The organism is Chondrinema litorale (assembly GCF_026250525.1).
GTDB lineage: Bacteria > Bacteroidota > Bacteroidia > Cytophagales > Flammeovirgaceae > Chondrinema > Chondrinema litorale.
Genome location: NZ_CP111053.1, coordinates 113,646 through 127,384 on the forward strand (window position 1 = coordinate 113,646; position 13,739 = coordinate 127,384).

Consider the following 13,739-nt stretch of genomic DNA (forward strand, 5'->3'; position numbering starts at 1 on the left):
TCAACTTTTATTCAATTCAGAAATAGAACATACAATATCAGTAGAACCATAATAACTGTTAGCCCTAAGGAGTGGTCTCTTACACTTTTTGACTTAGAAACAAGTGTTATGGTTGATGCAATTATTAGTAATATAGGATAAAAGTAGAGGCCTCTATTAATCCCATATTCTGGTGGAACAATCTTATATTCGTCATTAAAAGGAACTTTAAACGCCATCACTTGATAAAAAATCATTGTTGACAATATGTCTAAGCTATCCAATCCGTATATATGACTTGCAAGAGAACGATGGACAACAATAGTCTTATACCCGATATCAACTTTAGTTACACGTTCACCCCCTCCATAACGACCAGCATTAATTGAGTCGCCATACATTTTTTCTAATTTGGCAGTTCTCCAAACTTTTAGAAGTTCACAATCGACAATTATGCTTACCCCAAAAAGCAGCGAAACTAAGCAGAAAAGCTTTAGTTTTGAGTTCATAGCTGAAAAGTCATTTTTACAATTTAATGCTGTGCTACAAACGTCTAATTAAAAGTCTTTATACAATTATTTCAATTATATATACTTAATAAAGGCCAAAGAATAGGCTCTTTACTTAACATAAACACAGTTAAGTGTTTTTTTTTAGATAGCTGATTATCAGAGACTTTAATACAAAGAGTAACTAAAATACAATGTGCTTTTTCCATTAGATTCAATATCTAACAAACACAAGAATACCTGAGATGTCTCTGTATTGGACACAAAAAATTCTATAGCTTTATTGCTATCAGAAAAAGTTTTAGCCGATTCTAATTCTTGAAAATTAGAAATAATTTCAACAGAATATTGTTGAAAAAAATTACTGAGTATTAAACTATCAGGTGTATTTTCAAATTCAACTTCACAAGAATAACCTAATGGCTTATTTGGCAATATAAAATCATAGAAATTTATATCATGAATGGTTTCACCACTTTTTAAAACCTGTTTGATATGATTATCTGAAAAGTATTTAAATGTATAGTTCATCTTTACATTCTTTACCTTTTTACCTAAAATAGGCATATCTGTGGTCACTTGAGTAAATCCACTATTCAATAAATCATTTTCACTTATTTTACTACTTGGGCTAAACGGATTAGTAGAAATTACTTTCTTATTTTCAAGATTGTCCATCACAATAAAGTAGATATTCAAAACAATTGAAAACCCAAACAATATTTTAAAAATACAAGTAATTTTCATTTGATTCTTGATAGCCAGATTTCTTTCGCTTTTTTAAAGTTCTCCATGTCAATTTTATTCTTTTTGACAACAACAGAAGGTGTCTCGACTCCCAATATAGTATCTAAGTCTAGTTGCATCACTTTTATGAATTTGGGGTTTATATGTTGAAGGTTGATTTCCATAAACTGAATGCGATTATTGGGCATGTTTTTTACATAAATGATTATAATAATACGCCACCTCAACAGTACATATAGATTGGTCATTAGATTTTAAATAAGGCCGTTTTGCTAAAGCATTTTTCCAAAGTTCAAATTGATGATCCAAATTCTCAAACTTATATGAATAATATGAGCCACCCCAACCACCAGATAGAAAAAAAGCGTAAGAAAAACTTTCATTACTTAATGTTTCTAAGTCAAAAATCATAAATTTAGACTCATCTCCTAAGCCTATTATATTATTTTTTTCCAATTTTTGGATATGGTTTTGTAATATAATTATCCTATCTAAAGATGAAGCTCCAAAATATTTAATGATACGTTTTTTTTCTTTTTTAAAATCGTCGTGTATAAAATATGTAGTACTATCTTTAACCGGCTGTACTTGTGCCAAAAGTTCAGCTTGAACCATAATTATTATCAAACAAATCAATATTCTTTTATGCATCTAGTCTTGGTTTTCTAATACTTTTCACTGATTAATCAATCCTTGAAAATTGCTTAACCTAAATTATTATGAGACCAGTAATAATGTTAATTCTACTATTAAAACAATCGCTAAAAACGTTGGAATAGTTATTTTGTAGTCTTGTTTCACTTTATTCAATTTTACTATAATTGAAATAAGTGTTGAGGGTGCTAAGATTAGTAAATTGATAATGAAAAGAACTTGATAAAATTCTTTCACATTATCTCTATACAAAATAGAGACTCCAAAATAAACCAAATTGTAAAAACAAACTTTGTTTAATTGATACAGTATATTATGAATTAATCCCTTAGTTGTTTGTTTCATCTCAAATATCCTTTTCCTTCTTCCAATTATAAACTTAACACCTTCACACTTATCCGTAAAAATACCTAACTGGATTCCGTGAAATTTTAATTCTCACAAAAATTAAAAAGTATAACATATTAAGATTTCCAAAATCTTATATTTTTGGCCCCCCAAAAAAAATCTTACACCAGTAAAAACACAAAAAATGACGGACAAAGAAGATGATGGAACACAGAATAGCCGCCAAACACTACTGAAAAATTCTATCGAATTACTTCCAATGGAAGGACTCGAAAAGACCAATTTATTATTAGAAGAACAGCAATTATATTTTTGGTTAGAAAAGGGAGATCAAGATCCATTAGAAAAGAAGTGCTATTTTGTACATTGCACAGATATTAAAAACAGGCATTACTTTGTATCTAAGCCTGTAGCGCTGAAAAAACTAAATAAGTATCTCATAAAGGATTTTGAAGGCGAGCAAATGTATATGTCTGAAGTTAGCAGTGGGCTAAAGAAGATATCGAAAAAGAAAAATACTTTTGAACCTGTTCATGTTTCAGAAATTGCCAAGATTCTAAGCGGGAAAGACTTCGAAGAACTTCAGAATCAAGAAGAAGAGCGCATGTTAGCTTACCGGTCAGATGAATTTGACTTTGAAGCCAATTTACATATTCATGCCAACTATGCCACGATTTGGTTTAATGACTCATTGATTTTCAATTTCTATGATGACCAGGAGGCCTGGCTTAAGTTAGCCGACAAACAATTAAAGAAATTTGAATTATCACCGCACGATACCGCATCTAACAGACAAAAAGAGGAAATTAAAAATGCCCTTGTAAAGTTAGATAACAGCCAGCAGGAATATAATCGCAAAAGAGATCTTTTGATAAATCACCCTGAATTAAGGCAACTGCTATTGAATGGTGACTTTTCAAGTCATTTTGACAATTTCAGAGCAGGCAAATTTGAGATTATAGATAAGGATGTAAATGAAGAAGGTGATTTTACCCTCCTCAATAGTCAGTGCCTGATCATAAATGGAAACCTTAACGTAAAGGGCTCTCTATTAATGAAAGAAGGGCCTAAAACAGGGCTTATATTTAATGATGGGCAGGTCATAGTAACAGGTAACGTTACTGCAGAGAACCTGATCATCTCCGCTATACTCAGTCCATTATTTATAGCAGGAAAGACTACTGTAACAAATATACTTATTGATAGCCACCATATACATGCTGCCGTCCCTCCACACGCTCACATTCTGCTACATCAGCACAAGCCAGATAACAAAAATGAGCGATATACTTACGATAAAGAAGCGACCCCTTACAATGGTTATATCTCTGATGAAAGCATTTATCAGGAAGCAAAATACGGTTCCTCTTATGAATACAAGCCTGATTTAATCTTAGATAAGATCAAAAAAGGAGAGCAGTTTCTGGATTTCGATCAGCAGATTGAAATAGACCTCACCCCGTTAAAAATCAATGCATTTATTAACATGATGACTTACTGGGAAGATTACTACGGTAGCCTGGCTGGCTTTGAGAAGCTCGACGGGATATATGAAGACCACCAGATAAAAGAAGGCGATATATATCCTGGCGCTGGCGACTGGGTAGTAGTAGACCGCAGGAGCAAAACGGGTACTTACGGCTATAGTCATGATGGTGGCGGCATATCTCCAGTAATCATAAAAAGTCCTAAAAAACACGGCGTTAACTATAAAGAAGAGCCTATTGAAAGAAAAGTAGCTCCCATTATTTTACTAGAAAGGTATCAGTGGATTTCTGATTTATTTATAGACTGGCTCCACAGAACTACCCCATCTCCATTTGGTCATTTTGAAGATGCCGATGACATCAACAAAAGCTATGAGGAAGAAAAAAGTGAGTTTCCTACAGATCCGCATCTTGCCTTATACTGGTTATTGCATTTTGGCTTCAGCTTAGATAAAAGATATGATGAAGTAGCTGCCATAGTAAAAGAGCATCAGCTAGACGACGAAATGTACCGTATCTACGATACCTTAATATTCTTCGAGAACACAGATGCTTTTTATGACATCGAAATAAAGAAAAGTGAAGAAGCCAAAGAGATCTTTTTAAGAAGAAGGGCCTTTTTAGTGTTCTTTACCCAATCTCAAAGCTACAGAGGCGGTAGTGATAATCTGCAGAACTGGTGGAATTCAATAATCATGTATCCTAAAGTAGAGGACAACCTGATTACAAGAATGCGCTGGCTGAAAAACAACCTCAAGAAGTACAACCAATGGAATGAGTTTGAGGCTCTAGTGAAAGATGATCAGAAAGACATTTGCCTACTCTCTTATGTATACGCCTGTAATCCTAACACTGAAGATAAAGCCAGCTTTGCTGACAAACTAGTCAATGAGCTCTTCACCTACAAAAATGTGTGGAAAGATGAGCACAAGAGAAAGTTTGCAGAAATTATGCTTTGGGATGTGCGTGATTTTGTTTCAGACAAAGAGGCTCTAAAAACTACAGCGGCTTTTTATTTTAATGGCAATGAAGTATCTAAAGAATATCAGGATATATTAGCCGTACTGGGTGAGCAAAATGAAAATGTAGCTGCATTAAGAGAACATATAGCTGCCATTGACCAATTCATAGAAGGCTATGATAGGTTCAAAACCCCAGCGGAAGAAAAAGCTAAAATTCAGAAAAACATATTCGATTACCTCGATGGACTAACTCCAGAAATACGCCTTGAAACATTAATGAATCTTAAAGGCAGAGATCTACAACGCATGTGCTTTGTATACCTTTGGAGGGCAGATATGGAGAATAAAAAAGAGGCATTATTACATTTATTTGTAAACTCAAATTTTAGCGCTCATGATATAAATGAAAAGCTCTTTGGAGAAGACTTCCCTAATTTCATAAAAGGTGAGGATGATCCTAACCTGGAAATGGCCAAAGCCCTTTTTGAAGTGGCACCTAATTTATTTGATAGTGACTACCCTTGGGAAAATTCTATAAAAAGTGCCGCTGTATTTTTCTTAACCTCAGCACACCTGCCTTCAGTTTATGATTATTTTATGGAAAAGGTGATGGCTCCACTTACTCCAGCAGGTTACAAGAAAAAACAGGTGATTTTCTCCAGCATCTATACTACGCAATATGACACTAAGATTAATCCTTCTTTAAATTTCTCTAAAGAACAAATAGAAGGTGTATTAGAAGCCATGATAAAGCTCTTCTTAAGAGATGGAGGCAATTCTGATGCAGAAAGAGTGATATTTTATTGTCAAAACCCTGAAGCAGAAGAATGGATACGTGCCCGAATGAATGACAAAACCTGGATGAAGCAATTCGCCTCTATTCAAACAGCATATGATCCTTTAGATGAAGAATTAGAAAGCTGTTTCGAATCTGCTTTGGAATTTATAGAAGAAGAAAAAAGTAAAGGTTAAATGTGTGAAAACCCTAATAAAAAAACCTCCGAAATGGAGGTTTTTTTATTAACAATCTTCTTTAAATTTTTTATTGATATCACTTATTTTCCACCAATTCTTTTATCGGATTTAAATCTGCATCGTCTGGTAATGGCAGATTTAATTTCATTGAGAGTGTAGACACGATCTGGGTAATAGTGTGCGGTTCACTGGTTTCACCTTTTGGCACATTCCAGCCATACCATAAAAGCGGAACATGTGTATCTGAGCTAAAACCAGTTCCGTGAGTGGTTCCATAGGTTCTTTGGCTCATCCAACCAGAATAAAACTGGATAATGATGTCGCCAGAATTCGCGTAGTTGTAACCATTGCTCATTAAGGTAGTTAATCTGCCTTCTGTGTTATTTCCGTAGATAGATGGTACAAATACTTCTTTTATGCCATCTGTATTTTTTAAGAAATGTGCTGCTTCGGTTACTAATTCTTTGTTTTCTAAGACTGCTTTTTCGTCTAAATAGACATGCACACCATCAATAAATGTAACATAATCTTTGTTGCCAAACTTCTTAGATAAATGCTCGTTTAAACCTGCTTTTATATCTCCTGTTGAGTAATAACCATGAGGCAATTTTTCTTTGTTCAAAAAATCAGGATTATCACTACCAGCATGGTCGGCAGTTAAAAACAAGATATATTCTCCTTTGCCAACTTCTTTGTCTAAGTAGTTAAGTAAAGCTTCAATGTCTTTGTCTAATCTGATGTAAGTATCTTCCAACTCTTTAGAGCGAATACCAAAGTTATGGCCTACATAGTCTGTACTAGAAAAACTAATGGTAATCATATCAGTCTCAGCACCTTTTCCCAATTTTTCTCCTTTAATAGCAGCAAAAGCTAAATTGGCTAAAAGTGTATTTCCGTAAGGTACTTGGGTGATAAGTCCAAAATTGCCATTGTCTTTTCTTAATTTTTTTAATTTATAAGGGAAAACTGATTCCTTTTTGCCTTTGTAAATTTTCTCCCACTGGCTGTCATCAGGATTGCTACCCATGTATTTTTCATCTGCCAAAAGTGGTTCCCAATCAAGATCGAGTAGAGAATCTGCTACTTCTCTTTTATTAAATTTAACTAACCATTCTGGTAATTTATCGCCATAATATGTGCTTGAGATAAAATTGCCATTATTTGAATTGTACCAAAAAGCATGATCTGCCATGTGCCCAGCAGGAAAAATAGCACCTCTATCTTTTAATGAAATACCTATTACTTTTGACCTGGAACTGGTAGATAGTTTTAACTCGTCTGCAAAATTAGTAGTAAGCAAATTTTTTGGCGAACGAGAAAAGTAATCGAACTTATCAGAAGCAACACCTTTGTTATCAACCAACCTTTGAGTTGAATCCTCCGCACAATACACCTCTCTGTTGAGCTCTCTACTAAACCAATCGTTTGCCACAATACCATGGTTTTTTGGCGTAGTTCCACTGTAAATAGATGCGTGCCCCGGACCCGTATAAGTAGGCACATAGTTGTAATGAGTATTTTTAGCGTTGAACCCCTCTCCCATCAATCTTTTAAAACCACCATCTGTATAATTATCTTGGAATCGATACAGATAATCGGCGCGCATCTGGTCGACTACAATGCCAACTATCAGTTTTGGTTTTTTTGAATTTTGTGCTAGTAATGATGCGCTGGCCATCAAACTTAAAGTTATAGCAATTATTAATTTCTTCATTTTGTGTTTTTTATAAGCTTTAATGTAAATCGTCTTTACAAGCGCCAAAACTAATAAGAAATTCTGAAGGAAGTAACCAACAAATTTGATCACTAGCACTTTACTCAGTAAAAAGTTTTATTGGTGAACCAGACATATATGTATTCTTTTGCATAAGGGCATTTTATTTATACATTTGAACGGTTAATTTTTTAAACTTCGATACATGAATTTTTAAACAAAAATTCATTTGAAAACCAGCTGAATACAAATACTACCATGGATGTTACCCTCACGCTCGGCTTAATATTAATAGTTGGATATTTATTGGGAAAACTGGCACATTTAATTGGGCTGCCAAAGGTATCTGGTTACATTGTAGCTGGCATTGTGCTCAACCCAAACCTCACTCCTTTTATACAAGCAGACTTCCCCGATGTAACCGAACCTGTTACAAATATCTGTTTGGCTTTTATTACTATGGAAGTGGGGAGTACACTTTCTATCTCAAAAATTAGAAAATCTGGAAAAGGCATTTTAACCATCACCATTTTTGAAGCTTTGTTTGCATTCCTGTTTGTATTAATAGGCTTTTTGCTGCTAGCCAGATTTACCGGAAATGAATCTTTAAATCTTTACTTATTACCTTTTAGTTTGTTGGTGGCTAGTTTGGCTAGCCCTACCGATCCCTCTTCTACCCTTGCGGTTGCGCACGAATACAAAGCAAAAGGAGAAGTATCGGATACGATAATGGGCGTTGCCGCTTTTGACGATGCTGTAGGGATTCTCATCTTCAGCCTTTCTACTGGCGTAGCCGTTTTGTTTCTCAATCATGCACCAAATGCTCATGTAGATATTGCCAGCATCTTTATTGAAATTGGAATTGCCATTGGCGGAGCAATTCTTATTGGCACATTGTCGGGTTTATTATTCAACCTTTTTACTAAATATTTTAAGGTAGAAGGAGATGGTGTTTACATCATTTTAATTCTTGGATTTTTGAGTACTTGCTTTGGTACTTCTTTGTTTTTTGAAGTGGAAGAACTGATGGCAACCATGGTATTTGGGGTAATGATTGTGAACTTCAACCCAAATCAAAAAGAGATTTTTGGTGTGTTAGAAAGGTATACTGAGGAGCTTGTATTCATTTTCTTTTTTACTGTGAGTGGTATGCATCTAGACTTTTCGGTGCTATCTTCTGCCTCCTTACTCATACTGATCTTTTTTGTTTTTAGAGCTTTGGGTAAATTCTCAGGAGTTATTTTGGGAGCAACACTTACTAAAATGCCTCCAAAAGTAAAATACTTAACAGCAGGAGGTCTCATTCCACAAGGAGGAATTGTAATTGGTTTGTCTTTACTGATGCAAAAAAACGAAGACTATAGCGAAATGGCTCCACTCATTATCGGAACCATAATGGGTGCTACTATTTTACACGAAATCATCGGGCCATTACTAGCCAAGATGACTTTGAAAAAGGCAAATGAGATTTAATGAGAATGCTTATTACTCCTTTTCTTCCATCTGATTATGTCTTTTTCTAAATCTGAATTATTGGTGTAATACCATACTTCATGTGAAAAATCTGCTGTCGGTTTAATTCCTGTAACTTTCCAAAGGAATTGTAAGCTTTCCTTTAAGCTAATAGTTTCTTGAGGAGACCGAAAGCTATCACTCCTATCAAAATTGTAAAATTATTGAACTACAATTAGGTGTTTATTAATCACACTACCACTAATTTTTTCTTTTGATTTCTTACAGGATGTATAGAATTCTCTTCATTGATTATCTATCCTCACGCCAACAATGATTTGAACCAAAAAAAGGTTGTTCAAGACAAAATCTTCTTGGAAAAATTCAATTTCTTAACGGAAAAATCCTGAATATAACAACATGAAAAATTTTATGAAATTTCTGTGACTTTCAACCTTTTACACGTCTATCATTCATCATTTTTAACCTATTAAATATATGAAAAAAACTTTTACAAAAACCACTGTATTTGATACAGTTTTTATATCGGAAATAAGTACATTTACTAGTCCCCCCATGTATATAGGAGGCTTTACTAGCTTTCTTTCGACCTGTAATTTACAGAACTACAATCACACCGATTTACTAGCATTTTTTTTCCGATAACCTCACATTTTTTTAACTGAAGCCTTATGAAAAAACTATCTTCTGTACTGAGCTTATTTTTATTCTACATTCTATTTTTAACTGGAACTTCTAAAGGATTAAACTCTGAAAATTACAATTTCAGATATGATGCAAACTTTGCAGATGCACTGGTGGTATCTGGCTTAAATATTCCTACTTCAATGGGAGTATTACCCGACGGAAAAATTTTAATTACGGAGAAACAAGGTAAAATTTACTTAACCGATCCGTATGCTGCTAACCCTACAAAAACAACTGTTTTAACTTTAGGCAATGTTGAAGCTGACTATGAGCGTGGTTTATTATCTGTAGCCATTGACCCTGACTTTGCCACAAACAAGTATTTCTATATTTATTATACCACAACTGCTTTAAAGGTACGCTTATCGAGATTTACTTTATCTGGTACTATTGCGATAAATGAAACTGTTCTTTGGCAAAGTAATCTAACTTATAGCACTTCGCAATCACCTTATCATATGGGTGGTGCATTAGCTGTTTCAAAATCTGGTTACATCTTCTTTTGTGTTGGTGATATGATGTTTGCCGATAGAGCTCAAAACCTCTCTTACGAAAACGGTAAGCTTTTTAGAATTTTAAAAGACGGAAGCATACCAGCAGATAACCCAATTGCGAACAGCCCAATTTACGCTTGGGGATTAAGAAACCCATTTAAAGGTTTTTACGATGAGCCTACAGGTACATTTATAATGGGTGTTGTGGGTGGTAACGACCATGCAAACTCTTGGGAAGATGTACACTATGCAAAAAAAGGTGCTAACTATGGCTGGCCTGACTGTGGTGACACTGGTAGAAATACTGATGGCTCTTGCCAAGATGCAAAATTTACTGATCCAATATACTCTTATAAACACGTCGTAAACCGTGGTAACTCTATTACTGGTGGTTTCATTTACAGAAATGGTAATTTCCCTGCACAGTATCAGGGTGTATATTTCTTTGGCGACTACGCTCAAAGCTGGATTCGCTATCTTGAAATGGATGCTAACCTAAAACCTACTGGTGCAGGCACTGGAGAGAGTAAAGCCATTACATTTAAAAATGGCACTGGTGGTAAAGGTGTTGTTGGTTTAAGACAAGGTAAAAATGGTGAAATATTTTATCTAGACCTTATATCTGGTGAGCTTAGAAAAATTTATTACAAAAGTGGTGTTACTTTAACCATTATACAGGCAAGTGCCAACAAAACACTGGGTTCTGCGCCATTAGCAGTACAATTTACAGGTTTGGCAAACTATACTGGTTCAGGTACTTTAACTTATACATGGTATTTTGGGGATGGTCAGCAAAGCACTTCGCAGAGTCCTTCGTATACTTATTCTACTGCCGGTACTTACAAAGCTCGTTTAAGTGTCCAAGCTTCTACTGGTCAGTCTGTAACTTCAGAAGAGATAACTATTACTGTAGGTACGCCTCCTGTACCACAAATTACCTCTCCTGCAGATGGTTATATGTTCTATGCTGGAGAAGTGATTCCTTTCTCTGGAACTGCAACAGATCAAAATACTTTAACCGATGCTAACTTTAAATGGGATTTACAATTTTTACATAACGACCACACCCACCCAGGTGCACTTACTAATTACCCAGGCAAATCTGGAACGATTAATATTCCAACAACTGGGCATAGCTACCACGATAACACTGGTTACATTCTAAAACTTACTGTAACCAATCAGAATGGACTTGCAGCAACAAAATCAATTACGATTTATCCTAAAAAGGTAAACGTAACTTTTAACACAGTGCCGAGTGGATTAACTATTTATGTAGATGGACAGCCAAGAACAACTCCTTTTGTGATTGACGAATTACAGTTGTTTCAATCGGAAGTGACCACAACTGCTGTTCAATCTTTGAATGGTAAAAGTTATGAGTTTCAGCAATGGTCTAATGGAAAGTCACGAACACAAGTTTACACTTTCCCTCAAGCTGATGGTTCTTTAACTGCTACTTTTAAGGAAACAACTACGAGCCCTCAGCCTACCTCTGTTTTATATGAAGCAGAAGACAAGGCTCAAGCTGTGACTGATGGTGGAAACAATGCGATTGGAACTATCTACGTAGATGTAGCAAGTGGATTAAAAGGTTTATCTATTTACGATTCTGGTGATAAAATAAAAATACCTTTTACAACCTCTGCTGGTAGTTATCAGCTAAAAGCTAGAGTGCGTTCTGGTAATAAAAACTCTCAGACTGCTTACTGGTCTAATGGTTATACTTTTGCTTTGGATGGACAAACAACCACTTTCACTGGTGATGCTGCCACCATTAGTGCTTATAGTAATGATATTGGTGGTTCTTACTGGGGAACTATGAATTCTGGTACATTCAGTTTAGCTGCTGGAACTCACGAGCTTACAATTGCAGCGAATACTGGTTGGGGTGCTGTAGACTATTTGGAAGTAGTTGCTTTGAGTTCAACAACTCCAACAGATCAACAACCAATTGCAAACGCAGGTGCAGACCAATCAATTACAATGCCTCAAAACAGCATTACACTTTCTGGTAGCGGTAGCGATCCTGATGGTGGCACTGTAACCTATGCTTGGAGTAAAAAATCTGGTGGTGCTGCCACATTATCTGGTACTACATCTGCTACTTTAAATATTTCAGGTTTGGTAGCAGGCACTTATGAGTTTGAGTTAAAAGTGACTGATAATGAAGGTAATACAGTTTCTGATGTTGTAGTAGTGACTGTAAACCCAGCACCTACAAGCTCAAATGCTTTTGTGAGTTTTTCTTTGATGAACGCACAAACTAATCAGCCAATTAGTGGCTTTGAAACGATTGCAAATGGAGCTGTGATAAATCTTACCAATTTACCAACTCAAAACATCAACATTAGAGCTAATACGAATCCGGCTACAGTGGGTAGTGTGCAATTTGACTTAACTAGTTCTAATGGAGGTACAAGCAAAAGTGCTAAAGAAAATGCAGCACCTTATGCTTTGTTTGGTGATGTAGCTGGTAATTACAATAGTTGGCCATCATCTGGTGTTCAAGCTGGTTATAGCTATCAGTTAGTTGGTAAGGCTTACCAAAATGCTAACTTGCAAGGTAATTTATTAGGCACATTAACTATACAGTTTTCATTTAGCACTACTACAAATACTCCTGTAGACCAAATGCCAATTGTAAATGCTGGTGCAGATCAAACGATTACTTTACCTCAAAGTAGCATCACGCTAACAGGTAGCGGTAGCGATCCTGACGGTGGTACTGTAACTTATGCTTGGAGCAAAACTTCCGGTGCTGGTGTTACACTTTTAGGTGCAAATACAGCTTCGGTAACCGTATCTGGCTTAGCTGCTGGCTCATACGAATTTGAACTTAAAGTAACTGATGATGAAGCTAACACTGTAGCTGATAAAGTAATGGTAACTGTAAAAAGCAGTACAACGACTGTTTCTTCTCAACTGATTGAAGCAGAAGATAACTTTACTGCACTTACAGATGTAGGTACTAAATCTGCCATTAGAGTTTATAATTCTACTGCAAACAGCAACGAAAAAGCAGTTACACTTTTCGATCAAGGAGATAAGTTAGCCATTAACTTCCAAATTGCTCAAGCAGGTAATTATATATTAAAAGTAATGGTACGTTCTGGAAACAGTGCGACAAACGATGCCTACTGGCCAAATGGTTATGCATTTTCAACTTCAGAAAAAGGTGCTATTACATTTACAGGAGATTACTCTACTATTAAATACACCAACGATTATGGCAAAGCATATTTCGGTGTAATGCAAAGTGGTGTTCTTAACTTTTCAGCAGGTAGCAAACAGTTAATTGTTGAAACTTTAAGCAACTGGGCAGCAATAGATTATCTAGAAATAGTACCAGCTTCAAGTGCAAGGCTGGCCGCTAGCGAAGTAAGTATTCAATCTGATGAATTTAATGTTTTTCCAAACCCGACAAGTAGTGAGGTTTCTATACATCTGGGTTCAATTGAAGATTACAGAGAAGTTTTTATCTATAACTCTCTCGGACAAACACTATATCAAAAAACGATCGAAGACGAAACTGATCTTACTTTAAACCTAAAAGAAATAGTATCGCAAAGAGGTATGTATTTTATAGGTATAAAAAGTATTCAAAAAGGCAATATCATTAAGAAGGTATTACTTCAATAAAAAGAACGAAAGGGATTGTGCTAAACACAATCCCTTTTATTTTAATAAATAGCCCATTTTTCCCTCTC

General features: G+C 35.3%; 8 protein-coding genes. 3 read left to right on the forward strand and 5 right to left on the reverse strand.

Annotated elements, in window-relative coordinates; all coding sequences use genetic code 11:
• Positions 1-11: 11 nt before the first annotated feature.
• The 4 genes from OQ292_RS32605 to OQ292_RS32620 form a co-directional block, all read right to left on the reverse strand.
• On the reverse strand, positions 12-488 hold the full coding sequence (locus OQ292_RS32605; protein WP_284688303.1) for a hypothetical protein: 477 nt from the start codon (positions 486-488) through the stop codon (positions 12-14).
• Positions 489-656: 168 nt separating this feature from the next.
• Entirely contained in the window at positions 657-1,166 is a 510-nt protein-coding gene (locus OQ292_RS32610) for a hypothetical protein (RefSeq protein WP_284688304.1), read from the reverse strand.
• Positions 1,167-1,231: 65 nt separating this feature from the next.
• Positions 1,232-1,399 (reverse strand): hypothetical protein, encoded by a 168-nt coding sequence (locus tag OQ292_RS32615; RefSeq protein ID WP_284688305.1) that lies wholly within the window; start codon positions 1,397-1,399, stop codon positions 1,232-1,234.
• 13 nt (positions 1,400-1,412) lie between these two features.
• A complete protein-coding gene (locus tag OQ292_RS32620; protein ID WP_284688306.1) occupies positions 1,413-1,886 on the reverse strand; it encodes a hypothetical protein in 474 nt (157 codons plus the stop codon).
• A 535-nt stretch (positions 1,887-2,421) separates the two neighbouring features.
• Between OQ292_RS32620 and OQ292_RS32625 the strand changes: the two genes are divergently transcribed.
• Complete coding sequence (locus OQ292_RS32625) at positions 2,422-5,658, forward strand: hypothetical protein (protein ID WP_284688307.1); 3,237 nt, start codon at positions 2,422-2,424, stop codon at positions 5,656-5,658.
• 79 nt (positions 5,659-5,737) lie between these two features.
• On the opposite strand, the gene pafA is transcribed toward OQ292_RS32625, so the two are convergent.
• On the reverse strand, positions 5,738-7,375 hold the full coding sequence (gene pafA, locus OQ292_RS32630; protein WP_284688308.1) for an alkaline phosphatase PafA: 1,638 nt from the start codon (positions 7,373-7,375) through the stop codon (positions 5,738-5,740).
• A gap of 258 nt (positions 7,376-7,633) precedes the next feature.
• On the opposite strand from pafA, the gene OQ292_RS32635 reads away from it, so the two are divergent.
• Both OQ292_RS32635 and OQ292_RS32640 read left to right on the forward strand, forming a co-directional pair.
• On the forward strand, positions 7,634-8,848 hold the full coding sequence (locus OQ292_RS32635) for a cation:proton antiporter (protein WP_284688309.1): 1,215 nt from the start codon (positions 7,634-7,636) through the stop codon (positions 8,846-8,848).
• A gap of 671 nt (positions 8,849-9,519) precedes the next feature.
• A complete protein-coding gene (locus tag OQ292_RS32640) occupies positions 9,520-13,671 on the forward strand; it encodes a PKD domain-containing protein (protein ID WP_284688310.1) in 4,152 nt (1,383 codons plus the stop codon).
• Positions 13,672-13,739 lie beyond the last annotated feature (68 nt).

Bases quoted from the DNA above. Each gene is read 5' to 3' on its own strand.
- OQ292_RS32615 (WP_284688305.1), bottom strand. From the start codon at position 1,399: ATGGAAATCAACCTTCAACATATAAACCCCAAATTCATAAAAGTGATG.
- OQ292_RS32605 (WP_284688303.1), bottom strand. From the start codon at position 488: ATGAACTCAAAACTAAAGCTTTTCTGCTTAGTTTCGCTGCTTTTTGGG.
- OQ292_RS32625 (WP_284688307.1), top strand. From the start codon at position 2,422: ATGACGGACAAAGAAGATGATGGAACACAGAATAGCCGCCAAACACTA.
- OQ292_RS32620 (WP_284688306.1), bottom strand. From the start codon at position 1,886: ATGCATAAAAGAATATTGATTTGTTTGATAATAATTATGGTTCAAGCT.
- pafA (WP_284688308.1), bottom strand. From the start codon at position 7,375: ATGAAGAAATTAATAATTGCTATAACTTTAAGTTTGATGGCCAGCGCA.
- OQ292_RS32640 (WP_284688310.1), top strand. From the start codon at position 9,520: ATGAAAAAACTATCTTCTGTACTGAGCTTATTTTTATTCTACATTCTA.
- OQ292_RS32610 (WP_284688304.1), bottom strand. From the start codon at position 1,166: ATGGACAATCTTGAAAATAAGAAAGTAATTTCTACTAATCCGTTTAGC.
- OQ292_RS32635 (WP_284688309.1), top strand. From the start codon at position 7,634: ATGGATGTTACCCTCACGCTCGGCTTAATATTAATAGTTGGATATTTA.